Consider the following 24,140-nt stretch of genomic DNA (forward strand, 5'->3'; position numbering starts at 1 on the left):
GGCGGGATAACCACAAACGAGTACACCGGTTATACCGACTAGAAGGGCTGAATTTGCGCAGTAAGCGGCCACGGCGCAACCGAATGGCGGCTCATCGGTTGGACCGGCCAGTGCTCTCTAGTATCCATCAGTGCTGGACCGGTCCGCCGTAGCGGTATGGATTTTGTGCGGACGCCGCGCGGGCGGACCAGTTGTTTGACGGTCGTAAAATCCGGGCCTTGACTATAGTCGATAATTATAGCGGCCGTCGCGCGGTCGCCAGTGCGCAGCCATTCATGTCGGCCAGTCATTAAAAGGGGACGATGTAGTGGCTGTAATGAATCAGCTAAAAGCGGTACATTTGGCTGTGCCCGAACGGATTCAAGTCGACAATGGCAGTGAGTTCATCCGCAGCGGCGGACCGCTCAAAAGCACTTGATCTATGGGCGTATGACAGCGGGGTAACGTTAGACTTTTCACGGCCTGGCAAACCGACCGCGCGGCGTCCGCTGATAACCCGTTTATTGAATCATTCAATGGGAGTTTTCGGGCGGCCGCCGCGCGGATGAGTGTCTGAACGCTCACTGGTTCCTATCCTTAGAGGATGCTCGAGAAAAAATTGAGCATTGGCGACAGGAATATAATATGTTTCGTCCTCACAGTTCGCTCGGCGGGCTAACGCCTGATGAGGTCGGAAAGGGCAGTGAAAAGAGAACAAATGACCGTCCGATCCTCAATCGCTGAGCGGTCCAGTATTTGGGGGGAGGTCAAGGCGGCTTAAATTCCAGTCAGAACTGGCTCACCAATCGGGGTAAGGACAAAATCATTCGTATGATTGCTGAATATCAGACATCGTAGCAGTCACCACTTTATGAAGTAAAAGCCTGTGTTAATAGATAATAGGTCTTTACCAATACCGCTCACTACCTGCATTACCATTGATCAGGAGAGTCGCCAAGCGATTTACTCACCAAACAGCTACTTGCAGAAGTATGACCAAACCTCCCTCTCCCATGACCTATCAGCTCCAGGAAGTATTTGCCCCCGTTAACGAGTTTCGCCCGCCCTAGGAAGACGGTTATACGGAAGCCGATTTCAGTATACGCCACTTTCTGCACCACCGGCACATGAGCGTAGCAACCTCAGAGATAATTATACTTGAACACGCGGTAACTGTCATGCGTATACCAGAAAGCCGCCCGACAGTGGAGCTAATCGTTCAGTGTTATTACGGTATTAGCGGAGCGTTATCCGATGATGACGGAGGTCTTATGGATATGATCGGCCACTCCTTCAATTATCTCACCCGGGAATACTTCGCCTTGCTGGATACGCACAAAATACGAACGTTTCCTATGTATGTTGAGGTAGACTTTGATGCGCTGGTTGAGCAGATCAAAGACAGCTTCATTTAATCTGAACCCATACTACAGCAGCCGTATTGGTCAGCGTGAAAGTCTGCGGCTCTTCATCAGTTCTGGCCGGGCAGGTTGGCGATTCGACTTTGCACACAACAGAACGATCCGTCCCGCAGGACGATCAATCCATAGGGCATTCCGGCCACATATGATCGAATAGCCCGTCTGTATATATAGCTGGTCATCGGGGCGATCAGCGTTCCCGTCCGAACAAGAACGAAGTCCAGAGCCTCCAGCCTGTCCACTCCCCTACCCAGATCAGCATCTGTAAAGGTGAGTGTGCTACCGTCATCATAAACAGCCGAATACAGGCCTGCGTGGGGAATATAGTCAACCTTGTCGGGAATCGCCGCTCTGGGCACCCGTCCAAACTTATTGAGCGCCTGCTGCACAATACTAGCTTTGGTGATAAACTGCATACCCTATTTGACGACGATGACACCCTAAAGATACATCCCTGCTGAATCAATTTTTTATAGTCTACTGTCCAATAAGCCAGTACAACACCCCCACTTTTGTTTCCATCTTTTGACGGAAACGTATACATGAAACAGGCGTGCTACCCGCCTGCTTCGACTACGCTGACACCAGCAGGCTGTACGTTTTCATTGCTGACAGACTATATTGGCAGAACGGGACTTTACCATCTGATTGTTGGGTTTTGTGGTGTATCAGCTTACCGGACTATGTCCGGTGCACGCTAGTCCGGCTACGGCAGTTCAACGCTTCCCAGCATGTAATCAACCGCTTTCTGGGCCTGACGGGTAGCCTGCCAGAATAGATCCGGGTCATTCTGTAAACGCTTCAGGTAGCCATCGATATAACTGGCCGTCCCCATTAGCAGGGAACTGTCGATCTCGGGAGACAGCCCGGCAACGCCCATCAGATACAGCGCGCCCAGTTCCGCCGTTAGCTCCTCCCGGCTGTAGTTGATTGACCCGAATCCGGTCCAGTTGACCAGCTCCGCCCGGTTCAAGCGGGTTGGATGACCCGTCGAGTGCACCATTTCATGGAAATAGGTGTGATAGTACGCCTTCGTTGAGTTAAAGGCCTCTAACCGGGGCATGTTTACCACGTCAAGCGCTGGCTGGTAGTAGGCCCGCTGCGGATCATGATGCACCGTCGGGGGGGCGGTCACATAACCGGCAAGGATGGCTTCGCAGGCTGCCCTCTTTTTACTGTCGGCGGTGGGTGGCAAGGGGGAAAGACTCGGCAGCACGATGTCGATGCCCTCTACATCGAATACATTGAAAACGATCGAACTCCGTTCGATGTACCGACGCTTCGATTCAATTTCCCCCTCCTCGGACAGTTCGTCTGCCTTGAATTGATAATAGGTCACCAGCTGGCCTTTACTGCCTTTTCGAATTTTACCACCCAGATCGTTGGCCTGTTTCATGGTCAGAAAATACGGCCGCTGTCCCTCCTCCAGACAGGCCTCCAGGACAAACGCGTTAAACCCTTTGTAGGCTTTCTTGCTGACATAGTTGCGGGGTACATCGCGGGCACCATCCAGCAGAAACTTCCACGGCCGATGCCAGGGCACAAACCCCTTCCGAAGCTGCTCGACGATGCGGGCGGTCATACGCTCATAGTACGACTGCCGGGCGCTGGTAGGTGTAGCTACTGCGGTACTATCGGGGGCAATCATACGGGTTTGTTTGCTTCGCTTTCTGGACTTAGTTTTAACGACAGACATACATTATCTAGTTGATTATCAATACATAAATATAAAAATGTACTCTCATATTTACATGTTATACCAGTCCATTGGGGGAGCTACACCAACGCCCCTCCCCCTTTCGTATTCGTCTCCGCTGGGTTTATTGCGTCGTGTGGTATCGTATTAATTGTCTACATCGGCTTAGCCTGACAGACCCGGCAGGGTCGGTGCGGGTAGGCCGATCGCGTGACGGTCAGGCGGTGGTGGCAGGCCCCACTCAGGGTCTGTGCCCAACGGCTTGTAGCGTGCAAAAATCAACTGACCATCCGCCGGAGCTATCGTGTTTAATCCCTTGCGCTCAGTGGTCTGACAGGACTGTAAATAGCCAGGACTCAGCGTGTCTGAATGCGGTACAGACAAAATGCCACTGTGAGCCGGGCTTTATTAGCCGACAGCGTAAAGCACAACGAATCGTACGCACGGTACGGTTGAGCGCGGAGGGTGCCGCCGGGTCGATCAAGACCGGGCGACCGGTGTATTGTAATTGTACGACTAAGTGCGTCGGGACGTGCCTGATCACCGATACCGCTTCCGGAGAACCTATTCGTACAAAGCGTCAGCTTACACGAATTGACAGAGCTGTCCTAGGCTCGTCAAGCATCCTTACCGTAGCTACTACCATCAGATCTCGGCCCCGTAGCGCTATAGTTTTGCGGACTACCGAATCCTGGGTACAACGGTACTGGGTACCGCGATCCCGGTAGCAAATCGACTGTTGATGAGCTGCCTGATCAATCAACTTGATTAGCTGTATAGTCTAGAACCCTGATCGCTTTTGTAGGCGTCTGATGTGCGTCAATCTGTATAGCAACGAACTGTACATGAACCAGACAGCCCGTACGGGCCAATGATTGCCCGGCGCTGGCCCGTACGGGTAACGACACCGTTTGCGTATGGCAATCCATAGTTAATTACCCTGCTGCAATCCCTCCTACTACAATTTACGAACAGCATTAAACTATAAATATAGTTTTGCGATTGTCAACCAAACCAGGTAATACCATATTTTCACCGGCGCACTGACAGTGCAGGCGACTACTGAACCTTCTACCCCACTGATGTCTACCCGGCAACTGTTTGTCCGCATAGCAACTCGTAGTTTCAGTGAGTTATATGAAACAAAAATAGTCAGCTAGGTAAGCTGGCTATCCTACAGACCATGCATTGAGCGATCCATGCTGTACTATGACAGATGCCTTGTTATAACCAGAATGCTCGTATTGAGACCACCAAACAGGTAGGGCTCATGCGTGCATGAGCCCTACCTGTTTACTTTATTGGGATTGCCAAGGGATTATGGACGAACCATTCCGCTTATATAACCCACGGTTTCTCTCCTAATGCGCTTGCCCTGTGCGTTTGAGTTTCTGAGCGCAGTCAATGATGTCATCGCACAGATGGGTCAAATCCGCGTTTTTCAGGTTAAGCTGGCTAACAAGCTCCTTTAGTTTCTGCCGTAGCTGACTATTCCGTACTTCCCCGCTGGTTTGTTTGGTCAGTGTTTTGGTGGGCTGGGTTGCCGTGTGCGCCAGAACCTGCTCGAGTGCCGCAACGTCAGCAACCGGATCGACCGTTTTTTCCAGTTGACCAAGTTGTTGCACCAAGGCTTTATCCACCTTTGTTTCACCACCCAATATCTGCTGTCTAAACGCTGGTGTTAATTTTTCCAGCCCCTGCGCGTACACTCCGTCCCGCTTAATTGTCTTCTCACTAACGTTGAATTGCTCACTCAGTCGTTTAGCGGTGGACTTTTGTTTGCTTGCTGCTCCTTGGTAATCGACCTGACCAGGGCCGTCCTGTGGTGTCTCATTTGCATAAGGGTCATTCTGACCCTTATGACTATCCCGACCAAATTCACCCGGTGTTGACCCATCCGCATAAGGGTCAGAATGACCCTTATGGTTATCCCGGTCTGGAGCACTCTGTGGTAGTCTGACTTCATAAGGGTCAGAATGACCCTTATGCTCATCCCGGTTATATTTACCCTTCGCTTGCTTTTGCCGTATATAGCGTAGCCCGCGTAAATAAGCCGCCTGCTCCGGGGTTAGGTTACGCCGACCCAGCTGGTTGTCAATCATAAAAAACTTCACCTGGTCGAGGGAAGCGAAGTTCATCACGTGCACTTTGTAGTCGATTCCGCTTTTCTGACAGATGGCATACCGGTTGTGCCCGTCAATAAGTACGTACGCTGTTCCGTCAACAGCCAGGTCAGCTACCTGCTCTTTATTTGTCTCCCACACCAGCAATGCCTCCCGGCAGCCATTCTGCTTTATATTTTCTTCCAGCTGGTTGAATTCTTCGGCCAATAGTGGCGGGATGTAGGCAGCCAGTTCGGGAAGAACGACGATGTGTTGTTTGATGTCTTCGTAACGCAGCAAACTCTGGTCTTTTATGAGTGATTTCTCAGCCAGAGCCATTTGATATTTCTTTGCCATAGTCGTAGATAAGAAGGCTGATAGCGGTTGGTTTACTTAACCCGCTGTTTGGTTAGCTCAAGCGCCAGGTTTCGGTAGTCGACGGCTCCGTGGGAGTCCTTGGCATACGTAAATATGTCCTGCTGAGCAATCTGCGATTCTTTCAGCGCAACGTTCAGGCGAATCTCAGCATTGAAGATGGTGAAGTTCGTCAGTACTTTTCCCCGGATATAGTTTAGCATATCCCGGTGTACGTTCAGCCGCTTATCGACCAGGGTCAGCACGATACCTTCAACCGTCAATTCATGATTGATCCGATCCCGTACCTGCGTGATGCGTTCAAACAGGTTGTTGATTCCCTTCATGGCTGAGGCTTCCGGCTGAAGCGTAATCAGGCAGGACGTAGCAGCCACGAGCGCCGAGTTGGTGAAGATATTCAGCGCCGGGGGACAGTCAATAAGGATATAATCGTACGTGGACCGCAATCCGGAAATTACGTTCTTTAACTGGTTGACACCACCAACTGCCTGCACCAGTTCCAGATCAGCATTGGCAAGCTCCAGATCACTCGGGGCTAAATCAAAATCAGTCCCGACCGACACAATAGGGAGCGGTTCATTCTTTAACAGTGCATGAACCACCTGTTTTTGCGGTTCTTCAACACCCAATACCTGCGATAGATTACCTTGTGAATCCAGATCGATGAGTAATACACGATATCCTTGCAAGGACAGTGCCTTACCCAGGTTCAGGGTCGTCGTTGTTTTCCCAACGCCCCCTTTATGGTTCGCTATGGCAATAACTTTGGCCTTTCGGGACGAAACATCGACGTATCCGTACTTCTTCAGGATGGGATATAACGAAGCCAGATGCTTACTGTTCAACACGCGGTCCCCAGTAAGCACTTTGGTTAGTGTGGTTGACGGAATACCGGCTTCCTGTTCAATGATCGAAGCGGACAAGGCTGGATTCTGCTGAAAGAATGCTAGTACATCAGCGTTGCTAATCATATAGTTTCTTTTTTTGTCATAATAGTATGACAAAAGACGGTAATTGTCAAATAATACTGACATTATTCTTAAGGACAGCGAAGTAGGAGACGTTTTACCATTCTTTTGAGAAGGTAGACTACGGGTAACATGTAGCTGAAGAATTACGCTTACAGCTGGTCAATCTGACCATCCTGCTGGGCCTCGTGTATAAGTGATTCCGGATTTGGCTGCTGGTTTATGGCTATGGCAATACCTGCTATCTAATGAGCCGGCGGTAAGCGCTTAAGTGGATACAGATTAGGGTTACAAGTCAACTTCTCTTTTAGCCGGAAGCCATCGTCAGGGTATAGCATCGGCATTAGCTCGACAACCGAGTGCTGATTATGAACACCAAGTTTGTTCGACTTTGTCGTATGAACTGTCAGCGTGAAAGGGACGTATCAAACCCCGCCAATGTCACCCATAAGGCCATCAACTATTTCCAAGATACCGGTATACCAGTATTACTCCCAGGCGTAACGAACGGCCAATAACCCGTCACTCAGTACAAAGCGCAGAGACAGTACTTACCGCTCTTGATTGACCTGACCTGTTCTGGTCTGCTTCCTTTCCGGCGAAGGGAAGGGCGTATCACTTACTATCCGTGTAATTGGATAGTCTTTCTGCCTGGTGACACAAAAGTAAAATGCCTGCCCGTTCATACCTTCGCAGTTTCTAGTCTCCAGCGTTGGTTGCCCAAACGCTCCCTATTGTCGCTATTAAATGCGCTGGTCAACTGCCGGGGTTCATTGGCAGAGCCTTCACAAAACTGGCTGGCCAAATCACTTCTCGCTAAAAATTGGTCACCATCGGGTGTACTCCGGCCAGGCGTGTTCCGTGGGTTTACTTAGTAGCCTCAATTTCCCCAGTGGTCAGTCGTTTACTTCTCAGCCTGGGGGAAGCAGGCGTGACAGCCGTCCGGTTTCACTGATTGGTTAGTCTACGCATGGGTAAAGTCATTAAGCTGTCACCAGGAGTAGGGTAGGGAAGAGGAGACCAATGTGATTAGCCTGGTCAGACATTGTGTCGGTTAGATAGGGTACGGTACGTAGGCATGGTCTGGTCAACGTCGTCGGGGTAGATCCGTCGTTGGCTTTCGTCCTCAGATCTGCGCTCATGGTAGGTTTGTATTTGTCGTCAATCCACTGGAACAAACTCACAGCCATCCGTAAAGCATTCCGGGGAGAAGCTCGTTGCCATTGTCGCATTACCCGTAGTCGCCATACATTGTTACCTACATTCCGACATAGTGCCCGTTAGGCTGATCCAGGCATTGCGCTACAATTGATACAGTTGGCTGGACGATAGTATCTCCTGTGAACATAAATTGATCATAAACGCTAACGTACAACATAGTCCTTCGTCGGGCTTTGGGGCAGTCAGGCCAGGGGGTGGGGAAGAGTCCTGGATCGATAACGGCACCCACATACGGGTGTCCCACAGCGTGTCCTATGGTACCCGTATATGGGTTACCCTCTTACCTGTTTACGGACACTGATTCACATCCTCATTGTCGTTAACGCGTTCGACTTGGCAGTCATTACCGGCGAGACTTAAACCAATGAGGCCGCGCGCATTGTCGACAGATTGCCAACTACTATTTTTTTAGTTGTCACGTCAGGTAAGCAAACATGAATAACCTGGCTTGGCTACACAGACCACCGCCAGACCGGCAAGGAGAATCGTCCGTCCTGACCGATAAAGAACCAACTCCAAGGCTACTTCGTCCTTATGCTTGCATCGACGGTAAGTACCGGTCATGTCGTTCAGGGATATAAGTGACAACCCCGCCCGACGCCCACCGAATGTGAGCAGCGCTATCGTTCCTGACGCCAAAACCAGTTCATGTTCGCACTGAGCGGAAACCATCTTTCCATTGACAACCAGAAAAGCCATACCAGTGGCGGTTAATGGAACTGCACCCGGAAAAGTGAAAAACTGAGGGCTGACTGTCCACTTATTGAACCCATAATCAACTCATAATTATATTATAAGTATGAGTTGATTATGCAATTAAAATTACCATTAACGAATATATGTCTACATACTCGCTATTCCTTTTGTCCATTGGGCTGATAAGCCCGTTGAACCACCTCTGGCGGGAAGCGTGGGGGAGCGTACATAGCGAACGGGATAGGCAGGGTGCCCGGCAGGGCAGTCCGTAAGGACGGCCCCCGATATAGCCCGGTCGTGACGGGGCAGACCCCGTCACGATTCGCCCAAAATTCAGATCGCAACTACCTACAACATAAACAGCTGTTCTCGTCAACAAACGCTTCCAACTGTCAACAGCTATTCCCAGCAACTAACCTGTGAATCTTATTAAGCCCATTATGGCTCCCGACAATACTCATTCCTGAATGATTCTAACCCACAAAAGGGAAATTGAAATGCCTGTTTCCAACTGTACAAGCGTTTTCAGTTCATGGTAACTGTGTGCCCAATCGTACGGTCTACACTCTGATATTCTACTTAGAATTTTTACTACATCGATAATCACTAAACTGCAACATACCACCTCTATTAATTGATTTTATAGATTAAAAATGCTGAAAATTCAGTGTAAATAATGACTGTATAGATTTTAACGAATGTAAGCTGGCTTACTCTATCCTAAAACAGTAGGTCTATCCGATTACCCTCTACCTATCGTAATGACTACGATATCACTAGAAAATATGTACAGAAAGCCCGGCATAATACCTGCACCTGATACATCTGTGTCTCCGGTTTCCAAGCCAACAACCAGGATTTCGTATACGACACCATTTGTCAACAAGCCTGCCTATACATTAGCTGAGTAAACATATCTAATTGAAAATTCAGATAATATTCATCCATATAAGAGAAAAAATGGCCTAGTATTGACTTTAATACGCAGGTTTTCAATCTGCTTTTTCAATTAACTGTCATTGAGAAATTCAAGGGTAAGCGTACTCCGTTCGTAGTTCTGCTACTACTCCACCTATTGAGGATCTGTAACTAGACCTGTAACCAAACCCATCTGAATCATTCGATTGATAAAGGCCTTACAGCTCCAAGAATAGCATTTATGACCTTTATTGATAAGCATGTGGCGTGGCGTATAGCCAGCATCCGGCCAGGACAATAAGTACACAATCCGTTAAGTTGAACGCGTGTGATACCGGCTCTCCCAGCTGTCTTTCCTATATAGCAGATATATATTTTGTATTAATAACAATATTTCGTATTTTTTTCTATATAAAAAAAATATTTTTTTCATAATATTTTTTTTATATATTATTGATAGTAAGATAGTTACAAATTTTCACAATATATAATAACACCCTATTTCATTTCTATTTTATTGACATATTATATAATTGCATATAAATTAGCAATTGGAATAGCACAGTAACGGAGTCATATGGTCAACACTTTACCGAACCACATTCCGGGAGTTGAGGCTGGAGCGAACTCGTCACCACCAATGGTGACAGCCACTAACCGATTCATTCACCACACTTATCAGTGACTCCCAATGAAACAGTTCAATCGATTAGGCTTACTAGCCAGTTTAGTACTACTGATTCACTCAGCCTGGGCACAGGTGACGATGCCGCTGAACCGGATCGTTTTCCAGCGAAACCAGGCCAACCAGGCCACCATACCTGTACAGGGAAACTGTCCTGCCGGCAGCTTACTCATTCAGGCCAAAGCCACTGCACTGCAGGGGGGCACATCCACTGACTGGACGACGATATCCAGTAATCCATCAACTGTCTTCAGTGGCTCACTCAATTTGCGGGGCGGATGGTACCGACTTGAGGTCAGGTCCCTTGCCGGTGGTTCCCAAACCGGGTACTGGACAGTTGACCGCGTAGGAGTAGGCGAGGTTTTTGTCGTTGCCGGCCAGTCGAACAACCTAGGTTCGATACAGGCCAATCAACTGGCAGCCCAAGACGACCGTGTTTCGGTTCTGAATTACTGGAACAACGAGGAAATCGACGAGCAGAACCTGCCAAAAAGTTTTTCACAGGCAGGGAATGGTACTACCTGTGGCCCCCGAAACCCTTTGTATATCTGGGGTGGGTTAGGCGACCGACTGGCAGCGCGGCTAAATGTGCCCGTATTGTTTTTGGGAGCGGCTCACGCTGGTACACCATCTTATGCCTGGCGTGACGCGGCTAACGGGCAGGAAAACGTGCGGGACATGCACAAGAATGCCCCATACCGGGCGTTAGGGGTCGACCTGATCTATTACATTAAGCGTACCGGCGTACGGTCTGTTTTATGGCATCAGGGAGAGTCGGACAACATGTACCAGACCCAGCAGGGCTATGTCGATAACATGAAAACGGTTATTGGCAAGGCCCGCACCCAGTCGGGCCTGGGAAACATGAGCTGGACCATTGCGCGTGCCTCCTATTTTCCTTTCTACGCCGGTCACGAAACGGATGCGGGCGTCATTGCCGGCCAGAACCAGACGATCGGCGAAGTGAGCAATTGTTTTGCCGGGCCAGCCACCGATGACTACATCGGTTCTGAATATCGTGCCGATCAACTTCATTTCCGTGAAGCCAGATACAGCTGGCTGGCTGACCTCTGGAACGGTTCGCTTTCAGACAGCTTCTTTTCCAATTGCGAGCCTTCGTTACCGGCTTCAGTTCCGGCCATCACAACGGGGTATATTCTACCGTTCGCTGTAAATGGTGGTGATAACATCAATGTGCCGTTTATGGCTACGGCACCCGTCAACGGGGACAACACATACCAGGTTGAATTGCTTGATGAATCGGGTAACTCACAGGGTGTAATCGGCTCGGGTAGCGGCACTCTCATTACAGTTCAGCTACCTGTGTGGGCCAACGGCCGGCTGCGGGTACGGGTTAATTCGACTTCACCGGCGCGTACGGGCGAAGCGTCAGAAGTGTTTACGGCAACGAGGACAGGGGATAAACCAACAGCTAAGCCACCGGTGCTGACCAGTGCTTATAACGCACTCTCTTTCCAGGTCGGGCAGGCCATCGCCAATACGCCGGTTCCGGGAAATTTTACTGATCCTACCGGATTGGCCATTACCTATAGCTGGTCGGGACTACCAGGCGGCATCAGTGGTAATGGCTTAACCGTATCGGGCACACCAACCACGGCGGGGACGTTTACAGCGCAACTGACGGCAACCAACACGGCCGGCCTATCAGCCTCGGCCAGTATCCCTGTTACTATCACACCGGCAACCAGCACGACTACACCAGTAACGGGGACTTACGGTTCTCCGCTTGGGTTTCTGGATGGGGCTAACTGCGGCAGCGTTTTTGGCTGGGCCGCTGATCAGGCGAGCCCATCTGCATCGGTAAACGTCGATGTTTTTCTGAATAACGTCAAAGTCGTTACGGCCGTTGCCGGCGAAACCCGTAACGATGTAGCCAACGCAATCGGAGGTACTTCGGCACGCGGGTATTCGATCAACCTGCCAGCTTCGGTACAGACCGGTGGCACCTATACACTGGTTGTAAAACTGGCGGGTAGCAACTTCTCGCTGACGGGTTCACCCAAAGTAGTCACTGGCTGCCCCAATTTGTCAGGAACCTCGGTAAACCATGCCCCTGTACTATCGGTTGTTCCGGCTTCTCAACAGATCGACGCCGGCGCTACACTATCGGTAATCTTACCCGGTAATACCTTCACCGACCCCGATAACGACGCTTTGACCTATCGCTGGTCGGATCTGCCTGACGGTATCACCGGTAACGGTCTGACGCTGTCGGGCGTAGTTACGACGGCGGGAATCTATACCCTGCAATTGAGTGCAACTGATTCAACCGGTTTGTCAATCTCGACATCGCTGAAATTGACGGTGAATGCGGATACGGAACCAGTTCCGATCAAAACCACCGCCTATGGGTCGCCCGCCGGTTTCCTCGACTGGGCCAATTGCACTAACGTCGGTGGCTGGGCAGTGGATTTCACCCGACCTGGCAGCTCAGTCGATGTTGTCTTGTTCATCAATGGCCAGCAGGCTACAACGATGACGGCCAACGAACAACGCTTGGATGTTGAGCATGCGCTGGGAGTTTCTGCACAGAAGGGATACACCTTCACGGTTCCGGCCTCGATGCGAACGGGTGGTAGTTACAGCTATGATGTGAAACTGGCAGGCAGCAATTTCTCGCTTACCGGATCACGTACCGTCAACGGTTGCCCCTCGGGCGGGCGACTGGGTGCTGTGCGCTCCGAGTCCGCTACAGCTGCAACGGCATCAGCCTGGATGATCTATCCCAACCCGGCTTCGTCGCTGGGAACCCTTACTGTCGATTACCCGAATAGTGTTGAGGACAAGCTTCTTACAGCTGGCCTGGTCTCGATGCAGGGTACCCGGCAGGAACTGACTATCGAGTCGTTTGGTGATGGCCGAATGCAGCTGCATCTCCCTCAGCTCAAGGAGGGGATTTACGTGCTGATGCTGGTCTGCGAGGGTAAACTGCTAAAAGCGGAGAAGGTATTGATCGTATCACCACGCTAGGGTGGGATAGGGTAGGGGAGAGGCCCCCGGCCTACCAGGTTCCTCTCATTCTGCCCGTTTCAATATAAAAAATCAATTATCAATCTATTTTATCAATTAGTTCACTAATCAAGTTCACCCATGTTCAACAGTTTAGGTTTCCGATTACGGCCTGGAACGAGCAGAAAGAGCCTGCAACCACCAGATCGATGTTTACAGTCCCATCGGACCAAGTTTACGATTAATCGCCGGGCCGGGCGGGCGGTATCCCGGCACATGCTGGGGAGTGTTGCCCTCATGCTGCTGTCAGCCATAGTTTCATTAGGTCAGGGCGTACGGCTTGACGTCACCACCCTGTCGGTCAACTCTACATTCATTGCCGGTTACTATCGGCAGTGTAACGTGAACGATGTCGATATACTGGTAAATGGCAACGTCGTTACGCCAACTGGGTTTGGGTTTACGGGCTACGGCCTGTTTCAGGCCACAGTCCCCTACGGCTCGCTTCCGCTGGGTGCTACCGTTCAACTCCGCGAAAACTGTACAGGCTATTTGTCGAATACGGGAACGGTTCGGGATGAATTCGCTTATGTAGAAGTTTCAGGGGCGGCTTCCAATGGCATAACGCCAGCCTCAACGGGTTCTCCCTACTCGGCCCTGCGAACCCCCACCCAGATTCTACCGAAAGGATGTGGTGCTGTAACATTGGGGGGGCACAGCGACTTTACCATAAGCATGTCGCTGGAGGATAAAAACTCGGTTTTCGGTCCCATAAAGATCAACGGGCAGACACCTAACAACGGGGATTTTCTGTTGTTCTCACCCGACGAGTCCAATCCGGCACCGGTATTTGCGGCTAATCAGACGACGGCTTCGGCCAAATATACGACGGCGCTCACCAATACGCAGTTTGTCGGGCCAACTACGCTAACATACACGCATAATGGTTCGTTTGCCACGCAGGATTTATCATTCAGGATGGGACCAGTCGGCATTACACAGATCACGTATGCGAATGGTCAGCTGGAGTATGGTTATTATACGACCGGCAACTACAATGACAAGATTGCCGCTACCAGTTCCAATCCCAATGGAGCCTTTGAACTCATCTTCGATGGGTCAACCTTTACCATAAAACTCGATGGCTCGGTTATCGCCAGCGTAGCTCGCTCGATTCAGTTTAATCCTTCGATCGGTACGGTGTCTAACGGGGGCGTTCTTCCTTATGGTTCTACAGTCACCTATGAGGGGCCGACATCAGGCGGTTCAGGTTATATCGAGGTAATCTACGACGGTTATCAGAAAGCACGTCAGCTGATCACGGTTAATGGTACGACGACACCACCATCGATAGCGTTTGCCAGTGGATCAACCTCCGAGCAAATCTGTGTGGGGAGTTCGGCAACGCTGAACGCGACGGGCTGTACTGGTATAGTGACCTGGTCGACGGGCGCAACGGGCAACTCGCTTACCATCACGCCCGGTGTTGGCCTGACGACCTATACAGCAACCTGTACCGAAAATGGCTGTTCATCGGGGGCTTCCAATCAAGCCATCGTATCCGCCAATGCCACGCCAGCTGCTCCAGCGTTGACGGCGTCACCGAATCCAATCTGTGCCGGTTCGATCTCGACGCTGAATGCGACGGGCTGTAACGGCACGGTGACCTGGTCAACGGGCGCGACGGGTGCATCAATTTCCGTATCGCCCAATCAGACCACGACCTACACGGCTACCTGTACTGAAAATGGCTGCACGAGTCCGCAGGGTAGCGTCGGTGTGACGGTCAATCCGATTCCGGCTGCTCCTGCATTGACGGCATCGCCTTCGGCTATTTGTGTTGGGTCGGCATCGACGCTGAATGCGACGGGCTGTACTGACACGGTGACCTGGTCGACGGGCGCAACCGGTGCGTCTATCTCAGTATCACCCAACCAGACCACCACCTATACAGCAACGTGTACCGAGAATGGTTGTACCAGTGCTGCTGGTAGTGTCGGTGTGACGGTCAATCCGGGACCTTCGGCCCCAGCGTTGACAGCATCGCCCTCAGCAATCTGCGTTGGGTCGGCATCAACGCTGACAGCTACAGGCTGTACTGGTACGGTGACCTGGTCGACGGGGACTACGGGTGCATCAATTTCCGTATCGCCCAATCAGACCACGACCTACACGGCTACCTGTACTGAAAATGGCTGCACGAGTCCGCAGGGTAGCGTCGGTGTGACGGTCAATCCGATTCCGGTCGCTCCAACCGCGACGCCTGCCAGTCTGACGGTGTATCAGTATTCGGCGGCTAAAACCGTTAGCTTCGGCGGCTGTGCAGGAACGATTGATTGGTCGGGTACTAATGGCACAACCGGCACCGGCAGCATCAGTCTGCCAACAGCCAGCGTCGGCACCATCACGTACACAGCGACCTGTACCGAAAACGGTTGTACCTCCCCAGCTGTATCGATGCTATATGAGGTCCGGGTAAATCCAGCGCCAACAACAACCAATGATGCTACGACAACCCAACCCAATACGCCGGTTCAACTATCGATTCTGACCAATGATACCGACGGAATGGGAAATGGGGCCACGCTCCAGAACGTGACTCTGCCCACGATCACAGTACAATCAACGCACGGAACAGTGGTGGTAAATGCTGATGGTACGGCAACCTATACACCGGCCAATAATTTCGCCGGTACGGATCAGTTCACCTACCAGATCTGTAGCCCGCTTGACAACAGCAAGTGTGCGACGGCCGTAGCGACGATCAGCGTCGTTTCTTCCCCACCGGTAGCCGTTGCCGACGCCAGTTCGACAGGTTTCAACACGCCGGTCACCACGACTATTCTAAGTAATGATAAGGATCGTACGGGTGCTGCGGCCACGCTGCAAAACGTAACGCTGCCAACGGTGACGGTTCAACCCGCACATGGCACGGTGGTAGTTACCGCTGATGGTACGGCGACGTATACCCCGACGACCAACTACGCCGGACCCGACCAGTACACCTACCAGATTTGCGACGTTGCCGACAACACCAAGTGCTCGACAGCCGTTGCAACCATCACGATAGCCTCGGCTCCCCCGGTAGCGGTTGCTGACATTAGCACGACAGGCTTCAATACGCCGGTCATCACGACCGTCCTGAGTAATGACAAGGATAAGACGGGTGCTGGGGCTACGCTACAAAACGTGACCTTGCCCACTGTCACCGTTCAGCCCGCACATGGTTCGACAACAATTAATGCCAACGGCACAATCGTTTATACACCGACGCTGAATTTCACCGGTCAGGATCAGTATACCTACCAGATTTGCGACGTTGCCGACAACACCAAGTGTGTTACCGCGCTGGTCACGGTAACGGTCGGTTCAACTCCGCCAGTAGCCGCTAATGATCAACAGGTGGTGGCCTTCAACACGCCTACTGGTGTCAGTCTGCTAAGCAACGATACCGACAAAACGGGTGCTGTGGCTACGTTACAGAATGTAACCATGCCGACGGTTACTTCACAACCCGCCCACGGCAGTGTAGTGGTCAATCCCGATGGCACGGCAACTTACACGCCGGCTACGAACTATGTCGGTCAGGATGCGTTCAGCTACCAGATTTGTGATATTGCCGACAACAGCAAGTGTGCGACGGCCGTAGCGACGATCAGCGTCGTTTCTTCCCCACCGGTAGCCGTTGCCGACGCCAGTTCGACAGGTTTCAACACGCCGGTCACCACGACTATTCTAAGTAATGATAAGGATCGTACGGGTGCTGCGGCCACGCTGCAAAACGTAACGCTGCCAACGGTGACGGTTCAACCCGCACATGGCACGGTGGTAGTCAACGCTGACGGTACGGCAACGTATACCCCGGCGGCCAACTACGCCGGACCCGACCAGTACACCTACCAGATCTGCGATGTAGTCGACAAGAGCAAGTGCGCCACGGCCATCGTGACCATCAACGTCTCGTCGGCTCCCCCGGTAGCAAACAGCGACAACGCAGCTACGGGTATGACACAGCCCATCACGGTGAACATTCTGGGCAACGATAACGATAAGACGGGTTCGGCGACTACGCTGCAAAACGTGACCCTGCCGGTTATCACCACGCAACCGACAGCGGGTACCGCGATTGTCAATCCGGATGGCACGATCACCTATACGCCCAACGGTACGTTTGCGGGAAGCATCAGTTTCCCCTACCAGATCTGTGACGTTGCCGACAAGTCCCTTTGTGCGACGGCGACGGTGACGATCAATCTGGGTGTCGATTCGCCAACGATTACAGCGGATAAGAAGTTGATCTGCGCCGGTACGTCGGCAACGCTGACAGCTACAGGCTGTAAAGGCACGGTGACCTGGTCGACGGGGGCAACGGGCAATTCGATCGGCGTTAATCCAACGGCCACTACAACTTATACGGCCACCTGTTCAGTCAATGGTGTCAGTTCGCAGCCGTCAGTTCCGATCGGGATTCAGGTCACTCCGCTACCACAGGCACCTGTTATTTATATCAATAACGCGCAGGTGAACGTAGGCGGCTCGGCAACGATCTGCTCGGGTACGAGTGTCACGCTAGTAGCAACGGGTTGTGCGGGTACCGTTACCTGGTCGACGGGTGATGTGGGCGCTTCGCTGGTCGTCACACCGCAGGCACAGACCGACTATACAGCGGTTTGCAGCATCAATGGTTGCGTATCGCCGACATCAAACCGCGCGACCGCACTGGTTACGGAAATACCAGCCGCGCCGATGGTGACGGGTGGTGGTCAGTCGATCTGCCTAGGCCAGTCGGTACAATTGTCTGCCCAGGCTTGTACCGGTCGCATTAGCTGGTCGGGTGGCCAGACGGGGTCCACAATCACGGTGAGCCCGACGACAAGCACCTCGTACCGGGCTTATTGTACAGTCAACAACTGTATCTCGCCAGCCTCCAGCGAATTGATTGTTACGGTGAATCCAGTTCCATCAGCTCCGCGCGTTGTATTTGTGGCTGATGAGCAGGACAAAGGCGAACAGCTGAGTGTTTGCGCGGGTACAACGCTGAAAGTAGTGGCGCTTGGCTGCCAAGGTGGTACACTGCGCTGGAACGATGGCTCCACGGGCGTTTTCAAATTGGTTACGGCCGTTACCAGCACCGATTACAGTGTCGTCTGCATCAATGCGGGTGGTTGCCAGTCGGGCGCGTCCAACACGGCCCGCCTGAATGTTATCAGTCTGCCGGATGCTCCTCGTCTGGATCAGTCAGCGCCAGCTATCTGTGCTGGTAGTTCGGCTACGCTGACCGCCTACGTATCCGCTGACGTTCAGCTACGCTGGTCGACGGGCGATACAGCGAACGTGATCACGATCATGCCGGCCCTGACGACCACATACACCGTTCAGGCGTTCCAGCAGGGTTGTGCCGGTGGTGTCGCTTCGCTGACGGTGAGTGTGAATCAGTTACCGTCATCTCCTCAGTTAACGTTCGCGGATTCGGCGTCAACACGTCCTGGTGCTATCTGCGCCGGTGGATCTGTAACCCTGGTTGCGGCCGGTTCCTGTTCGGGTGCCATTCTCTGGAGTGATGGCAGCAAGGGTAGTGTATTGGTAGCCAGACCACTGCAAACCACGTTGTATACGGCGGTCTGTGTGAGTGCGGCCGGTTGCTCGTCTCCATTGAGCAATACGCTGACGGCGGTGGTAACGCCCCTGCCCGGCAAGCCCACGCTGGTGGCTCCCCGCCTGACCATGTGCGCCGGTGACACGATTAGACTGTCGGTAAGCGCCCTGCCAGCCGGTATGAAACCCATCTGGTCGACGGGTGATACGACATCGGTGATTACACTGACTAAAGCGGGCAAATTTGCAGTCGCCTTCTCGGATGTTGTTGGCTGTCAGTCGGCCTATTCTGACACCGCGTCGATCAGTGTGCTCCAAAGTCCGGCTAAACCCGTGTTGGCAATGGCCAACGTAATGGACGTGCAGGTCATGGATGATTCGATTCCCTCGCCTTACGTATACCGTTGGTTCCTCGACGGAAACCGGGACGTAACTGCCGGTGGTCTAGGGTATCGGGCGGCTCACAATGGCCTGGTGGTAGCAGAGCGGAGAGCGGAATACTATTTCCCGATCCCGAACACCAACCCGGTCGTCTATGACACGCTGGTATGTCCGGTACGCTCATCGATCAAAGTCGAGAGTGAAAATGACCTGGTGATCTTCCCTAACCCGACCACCGGACCGATCTCGGTTGTGGCACGGGGTCAGATGCAGCTCGACGCTATCCGGGTTCGGCTGTGGGACGAACTGGGCCGGGAGATTTTCACGGGATACACCCAGACGCTAGCCAATGGTAAACTGGTTATCGATCTGACATATCTGCCCGACGCGATGTACACCATGCAGCTGTATTCGGATTCATACCGAAACACCTGGAAGGTGATTAAACTCTCACAAAAGTAAAACTACTCGACTGGTCAGGGACTCACCTCGTGTGGGTCCCTGCACTGGAGACGTCCATCTGCTTATGACTACACGTACCATTACGACGGCTCTCAGCACGCTGCTGCTGGGTCTGTCGCTGGGGAGTCAGGTGTTTGCTCAATCCACCACTCCAGCCAGCAACCCCGTCAATCCAGGGCGAATACCGGAAAGTTCGTTTCCGGGTTTATTGATCAATCCCGATCTGCGTTCAGCGGCAATGGGTGACGGTGGTATGGGGCTTCGTCCCATCGGCGATGCCTCTGCCCTGTACCTCAACCCCGCTCGACTGCTGGAACAACCATACCGCTCCGGCGTGTCGCTTACGTACACGCCCTGGTTACGGGCGATCATCGACGGGCAGGCAATTATGTACGGCTCGTTCTACCGGCAATTGAACAAACGGGAAGGAATCGGTCTGCAGCTCACGTATTTTGACATGGGCACTGCCAAACTGACTGACGGTCAGGGCTACTCAATGGGTGAGCAGCGGTTCGGTGATTTCTACGGCAGTGCCAGCTACGCTCGTCGACTGAGCCGGCTAAATTCGCTGGCGGTTTCTGTTCAGTATATTCACTCAAATCTGGGCACAGCCCTTGCTGGTTACAGCGCAGCAAATTCATTCAACAGTTCGGTGAGTTTCTTTCACCGGGCTAAGGACACCACGGCTCGCACTCAGGTGTCCTACGGACTTGGTCTGTTCAATATCGGCGCTAAAGTGCGATATGGTAATGTCAAGGCGCTCAATTATCAGCCGACGAATTTTCGGGCTGGGCTGGCCCTAAATCAGTACCTGAGCGATAAGGGCGATCACCAGCTAACATTGAGCCTGGATGCGATGAAGATGCTGGTACCGACTCCCCCCATCCGTAGTACCACGGGCACCGTACTATCCGGCAACGATCCGGCAACGACAACCGCTTTGGGTGCGTTGTTCAGTTCATGGGCCGATGCACCCAACGGCGTCAGTGAGGAGATCAAGGAAGTTATGTGGGGCTTGGGAGCTGAATATCGGTATCAGCAGTTTCTGGCCGCTCGTGTAGGTTATTTCCACGAATCTCTGATGAAAGGGGGACGTCGTAACCTAACACTGGGCCTGGGCATCCAGCTTAAACAGCGGCTGGGTCTGGACGTGGCCTACCTGGTACCGATGGGCGCTACTACAACCGGACTGGCCAACACCTGGCGGCTGGGTCTTCGGCTCAAACTGGGAAAAACCAGCCAGCCGATCAACGATACCGATGAGGAAGTCGAAGCTTCACAAGCGGGCGAAAACTAGTACCACTTGTGGATATACTCTAGCGAATAAAAAAAGCCTTCCAATTGGAAGGCTTTTTTTATTCGCTAGATGAAATGCTGTGTTACACTGTATACCTATTAACTTACTGATCGACTTCGCCCATGATCAGGTCTATCGAGCCGATAATGGCGACCAGATCGGCTAGCATAGCCCCTTTACTGATCTCGCCAATAACCGACAGGTTGTGGAAACAGTAGGAACGGCACCGGCACGTCGGATTTACCGTTGGTCCGGAAGAAGAAGCCTAACTCTCCTTTGGCGCTTTCGGCCCGCGCATAAAAATTCATCGCTTTCGGCCGGATCTTCTTGGGCACAACCGCCTGCGGATCGTAATCACGCGTCCGGCGGTAGTCGCCCAGCAGCTGATCCAGACACTGTTCGACAATCCGTAACGACTCGTAGCATTCCTGCACCCGCACTTGATTACGGTCCCAGCAGTCCCCGACGGCTCCCATCGTTCCCTTGCCAATCGGAATATCGAATTCCAGTTCGGTGTAAACGGAGTAGCCATCGACACGGCGCAGATCGTAACGAAGGCCGGAACCCCGCAATACTGGCCCGGTACAGCCGTAGTTGATCGCGACCGGCAGGGGCAAAACGCCTACATTGGCCGTGCGCTTTACGAAAATCTCGTTTTCGATAACCAGTTGTTGTAGCTCCGTCAGCTTGGGCCGCAGGTAGGTAACAAACTCGCGACAGCGCTCTTCGAAGCCAACCGGCAGATCGTAGAACAAGCCCCCGATCCAGATGTAGTTGTACAGCATCCGGGCCCCGTTCAGCCATTCCATCAACCGCAGGATGTGCTCCCGGTCGCGCATGAGCCACAGAAAGGGCGTGTAAGCCCCAACGTCGAGAGCATACGTACCAATGGCGGTAATACGGTTCAGTGCAGAAAGACAGCGGTATGCCCGGCATGTCTCGGTATATCACCACGAAGAATCGGAAGAACACGCCGGTTCGTATTGAACGGAAGAAGTACAACCCGTTTCTGAAGAAGGTCACGCTGCACAAAGAAATCAAATAAGTCTCAGGTTTATTGGTGAACGGGGCGGTAGTACTGCCGTGTACCCGATACTATAAATCCCTGCGGGAAACCGCATAAACCAGATACTGTCATGGCAAAAAAGGTAGTTGCAACTTTAAAGACGAAGGACAACGGTAAGGCGTTCGCCAAAATTATTTAGGCCGTTAAGTCGCCCAAGACTGGCGCTTATACCTTCAACGAAGAAATGGTACTGGTTGACGAAGTTCAGTCGGCTTCGAAGAGCGTAATTCGGCTCATTGAGACCGGAAACAGGAACGTCCCGCTTGGCTGGTAAGGCCCGATAGGACGTTTTTTTATACTTGGATGAGTAAGCTCGTTAATGGATGGTAGTATCATTTTACCCACTGTACGCTCAATAATCGCTTCTTGTTCCGGATTACTTGACAGATCATAAACCGTTTGGGATACATACTATATCTAGAATCAATCCTTGGCATTTCTTCCTCAATCTGCGTAATTGAACTGCGTTGGATAGATAATAAAAGTCAGTGCCTCGCCAGAACGCTGCAATCGTATTCAAAGCTTAAAATAACCCACGTACTCATCGAGATATTTTCTGTACGCATCAAGCGCAATCTCGTCGTTAGTATCTACCTGATCAAGCTGAAACTGGTACCTGTCTTCATCCTGCTCAAGTGGGAACACATGAATAGTATGCCCTGTACGCTGATAGGTCGAGAGAATAATCAACGCCTGGGGCGTTATCAATTTCCACCATGTATCGTAAGTGGGGATGTGATAGGAGTCATTGAATGCTTTTGCCAGCGGCAGGTCAATCTGGCCGTATAGCCAACTGCTAAATTCTGCGATGGCATTTACGTATGCATCGATTGCATCGACAGACAGTTCAGAATCCCGGCTGGGATGGCGATGCGAACGTAAGCTGTTGATAAAACTATCCGCAGTACTGTAGTCTTGCCTGCTCAAATCAATCTTACGGCCTTCCTCTGTTTTTCGACGTCAATGCAGCGCAGATGTTGCATCGTCAGCAAGTGCCACTTTCGCCAGTCCCCACAGATCGGATCACCTTCATCATTCATCTCGGCACTACCTGTCTGATAGAATGCGATGGCTTCCGGTAGTGGCTCTGTCTCGCAGGTGGTTTCCACTGGCTCATTGAAATTCATTTTATCGATCCACGCCTTTAGTTGTCCGTCCGCATTCAGCTGGTCGACGGCCGCAAACTGTTGATTCAAGCATACTGTTTCTCTGGCTGGTCAGGTAGGGTCTACCAATCACCGGTATCAGTTCGCCATTCCCAAAAACGTACTGCGACCGCGCCGAGCCGGGCGATGGCTTCGATCATGCGCCGTACCAGTGGCGGTACGACACTATTGCCGATGAACTTCTTTTTCCGGGTGTCCCCGCTCTTTAGAATATAACCGTCGGGGAATTCCTGAATGCGTTTGAGTTCGGGTACGTTGAGCATCCGCATTTTGATGTCAACGATACCGTGTGCCGCCATGAACCGTTTGATCTTTACGGTGGCGGGGCTGTCATCGGACAAAATTTCGATTGCCAGCTTACCGGTACGGGTGATAACAAGGTAATGATGATTACCCGTTGTCAGGGTTGGGGTCGGTTCACCGGTGCTGGTGGGCACATTAGTATGCTGATTGTTGACGAGCATCGTCCGCACAATCGACAATGGAGCCTTGTCCTGGCGGGTCACAATAGTCGGGCAGGGGTTGTCGAGGTCACTACTGTGGTCGAAATCAGAAAGCCGTCGCTCGGCGTCGGCGCGGGGGTCAGTGTGATAAGGTGCTGGTGGAGCGTCGTAATCAACGTGCCTGTTGGCTCCTCCAGATTGTGCAACTGTCCGCCCCCGCTGTAATAACTCACGTTGCTGCCGGTTCCTCGACCGATGCAGGCTTACTATTGCCGTACTGGGCATCGATCAGCTGGACTCCCTGTACGAGTGACAAGCGGTTCTGGGTCGCTAGGGTTGCCGCCGGATCATTCATCGAACTTGTCGATGCCCCGCTGGTGTAGTAACTGGTCAGAAATTTGACGCCTACCAGCGCGCACCGGTTTTCGGTTGTCAGCGTCCGGCAGGGCTGCTCCAGGCTGGTATTGCGCGAATCGGGGTTATTTCCATTACAGGTACTGAGGAAAGCCGCCTGGACCACCGCGTGGGAATCGGACGTAGTCAATGCACCGGCCGGTCCATCAAGGCTATTATTTTTGTTAAAGCGTGTGGCCAATTAGTTTTGTGTTATGATACGCTGTTACGAATCCAGCGATGTTGACTGGAAACGAATTGAACCGCTGCTAAAAGGCAAGCCGGGTGATGTAGGCCGCAGTGGGG

The 24,140-nt window shown here is 52.1% G+C and carries 14 protein-coding genes and 3 pseudogenes; 7 read left to right on the forward strand and 10 right to left on the reverse strand.

The window, feature by feature from the left end; all coding sequences use genetic code 11:
- Positions 1-723, forward strand: a pseudogene (locus CLV58_RS28900) (integrase core domain-containing protein); the annotation flags it as partial.
- 383 nt (positions 724-1,106) lie between these two features.
- Positions 1,107-1,394 (forward strand): hypothetical protein, encoded by a 288-nt coding sequence (locus CLV58_RS26165; RefSeq protein WP_106140801.1) that lies wholly within the window; start codon positions 1,107-1,109, stop codon positions 1,392-1,394.
- 56 nt (positions 1,395-1,450) lie between these two features.
- Here the strand turns inward: CLV58_RS26165 and CLV58_RS26170 are convergent, their stop codons facing one another.
- The 4 genes from CLV58_RS26170 to CLV58_RS26185 all read right to left on the reverse strand — a co-directional run bounded on the left by CLV58_RS26170 (position 1,451) and on the right by CLV58_RS26185 (position 6,544).
- Positions 1,451-1,816, reverse strand: a complete 366-nt coding sequence (locus CLV58_RS26170; RefSeq protein WP_106140802.1) for a hypothetical protein — start codon at positions 1,814-1,816, stop codon at positions 1,451-1,453.
- Positions 1,817-2,106: 290 nt separating this feature from the next.
- Complete coding sequence (locus tag CLV58_RS26175; RefSeq protein WP_170108805.1) at positions 2,107-3,048, reverse strand: ArdC family protein; 942 nt, start codon at positions 3,046-3,048, stop codon at positions 2,107-2,109.
- Between the two features lie 1,409 nt (positions 3,049-4,457).
- Positions 4,458-5,555 carry a ParB N-terminal domain-containing protein gene (locus tag CLV58_RS26180; RefSeq protein ID WP_106140804.1) on the reverse strand — a complete coding sequence of 366 codons (1,098 nt, stop codon included), beginning with the start codon at positions 5,553-5,555 and terminating at the stop codon, positions 4,458-4,460.
- A gap of 32 nt (positions 5,556-5,587) precedes the next feature.
- Positions 5,588-6,544: a ParA family protein gene (locus tag CLV58_RS26185; RefSeq protein ID WP_106140805.1), complete on the reverse strand. Its 957-nt coding sequence runs from the start codon at positions 6,542-6,544 to the stop codon at positions 5,588-5,590.
- A 3,523-nt stretch (positions 6,545-10,067) separates the two neighbouring features.
- Here CLV58_RS26185 and CLV58_RS26200 point away from each other — a divergent pair.
- The 3 genes from CLV58_RS26200 (at position 10,068) to porV (ending at position 20,766) form a co-directional block, all read left to right on the forward strand.
- On the forward strand, positions 10,068-13,052 hold the full coding sequence (locus tag CLV58_RS26200) for a putative Ig domain-containing protein (RefSeq protein ID WP_106140808.1): 2,985 nt from the start codon (positions 10,068-10,070) through the stop codon (positions 13,050-13,052).
- A gap of 120 nt (positions 13,053-13,172) precedes the next feature.
- Positions 13,173-19,469, forward strand: a complete 6,297-nt coding sequence (locus tag CLV58_RS26205; protein ID WP_106140809.1) for an Ig-like domain-containing protein — start codon at positions 13,173-13,175, stop codon at positions 19,467-19,469.
- Positions 19,470-19,533: 64 nt separating this feature from the next.
- Positions 19,534-20,766 carry a type IX secretion system outer membrane channel protein PorV gene (gene porV, locus CLV58_RS26210; protein WP_106140810.1) on the forward strand — a complete coding sequence of 411 codons (1,233 nt, stop codon included), beginning with the start codon at positions 19,534-19,536 and terminating at the stop codon, positions 20,764-20,766.
- Positions 20,767-20,869: 103 nt separating this feature from the next.
- On the opposite strand, the pseudogene CLV58_RS26215 reads toward porV, so the two are convergent.
- Positions 20,870-21,683: pseudogene (locus CLV58_RS26215) on the reverse strand (NADH-quinone oxidoreductase subunit D-related protein); the annotation flags it as partial.
- On the opposite strand from CLV58_RS26215, the gene rpmG reads away from it, so the two are divergent.
- Both rpmG and CLV58_RS26225 read left to right on the forward strand, forming a co-directional pair.
- Positions 21,674-21,811 carry a 50S ribosomal protein L33 gene (gene rpmG / locus CLV58_RS26220; protein ID WP_106140811.1) on the forward strand — a complete coding sequence of 46 codons (138 nt, stop codon included), beginning with the start codon at positions 21,674-21,676 and terminating at the stop codon, positions 21,809-21,811. The pseudogene CLV58_RS26215 and the gene rpmG overlap by 10 nt on opposite strands.
- A 91-nt stretch (positions 21,812-21,902) precedes the next feature.
- A pseudogene (locus tag CLV58_RS26225) lies at positions 21,903-22,055 on the forward strand (DUF4295 domain-containing protein); the annotation flags it as partial.
- A gap of 293 nt (positions 22,056-22,348) precedes the next feature.
- Here the strand turns inward: CLV58_RS26225 and CLV58_RS26230 are convergent.
- From CLV58_RS26230 to CLV58_RS26245, 5 genes are read right to left on the reverse strand one after another with little or no spacing between them, the layout of a single operon-like run.
- The gene (locus CLV58_RS26230; RefSeq protein WP_106140812.1) at positions 22,349-22,759 is read right to left on the reverse strand and encodes a hypothetical protein; all 411 of its coding nucleotides are present in this window, start codon (positions 22,757-22,759) and stop codon (positions 22,349-22,351) included.
- Complete coding sequence (locus CLV58_RS26235) at positions 22,756-23,028, reverse strand: hypothetical protein (protein WP_106140813.1); 273 nt, start codon at positions 23,026-23,028, stop codon at positions 22,756-22,758. The genes CLV58_RS26230 and CLV58_RS26235 overlap by 4 nt, the downstream gene beginning before the upstream one ends.
- Before the next feature lie 32 nt (positions 23,029-23,060).
- Complete coding sequence (locus tag CLV58_RS26240; protein WP_170108806.1) at positions 23,061-23,504, reverse strand: DNA cytosine methyltransferase; 444 nt, start codon at positions 23,502-23,504, stop codon at positions 23,061-23,063.
- Positions 23,501-23,674, reverse strand: a complete 174-nt coding sequence (locus tag CLV58_RS28560; protein WP_170108807.1) for a hypothetical protein — start codon at positions 23,672-23,674, stop codon at positions 23,501-23,503. The genes CLV58_RS26240 and CLV58_RS28560 overlap by 4 nt, the downstream gene beginning before the upstream one ends.
- On the reverse strand, positions 23,671-24,036 hold the full coding sequence (locus CLV58_RS26245; RefSeq protein WP_106140815.1) for a hypothetical protein: 366 nt from the start codon (positions 24,034-24,036) through the stop codon (positions 23,671-23,673). Before CLV58_RS26245 ends, CLV58_RS28560 begins: the two co-directional genes overlap by 4 nt.
- Positions 24,037-24,140 lie beyond the last annotated feature (104 nt).

This window comes from Spirosoma oryzae, from assembly GCF_003002825.1.
GTDB lineage: Bacteria > Bacteroidota > Bacteroidia > Cytophagales > Spirosomataceae > Spirosoma > Spirosoma oryzae.

Excerpts from the sequence above, each read along its gene's own strand:
- CLV58_RS26165 (WP_106140801.1), top strand. The coding sequence starts at position 1,107 with ATGAGCGTAGCAACCTCAGAGATAATTATACTTGAACACGCGGTAACT.
- CLV58_RS26170 (WP_106140802.1), bottom strand. The coding sequence starts at position 1,816 with ATGCAGTTTATCACCAAAGCTAGTATTGTGCAGCAGGCGCTCAATAAG.
- CLV58_RS26175 (WP_170108805.1), bottom strand. The coding sequence starts at position 3,048 with ATGATTGCCCCCGATAGTACCGCAGTAGCTACACCTACCAGCGCCCGG.
- CLV58_RS26180 (WP_106140804.1), bottom strand. The coding sequence starts at position 5,555 with ATGGCAAAGAAATATCAAATGGCTCTGGCTGAGAAATCACTCATAAAA.
- CLV58_RS26185 (WP_106140805.1), bottom strand. The coding sequence starts at position 6,544 with ATGATTAGCAACGCTGATGTACTAGCATTCTTTCAGCAGAATCCAGCC.
- CLV58_RS26200 (WP_106140808.1), top strand. The coding sequence starts at position 10,068 with ATGAAACAGTTCAATCGATTAGGCTTACTAGCCAGTTTAGTACTACTG.
- CLV58_RS26205 (WP_106140809.1), top strand. The coding sequence starts at position 13,173 with ATGTTCAACAGTTTAGGTTTCCGATTACGGCCTGGAACGAGCAGAAAG.
- porV (WP_106140810.1), top strand. The coding sequence starts at position 19,534 with ATGACTACACGTACCATTACGACGGCTCTCAGCACGCTGCTGCTGGGT.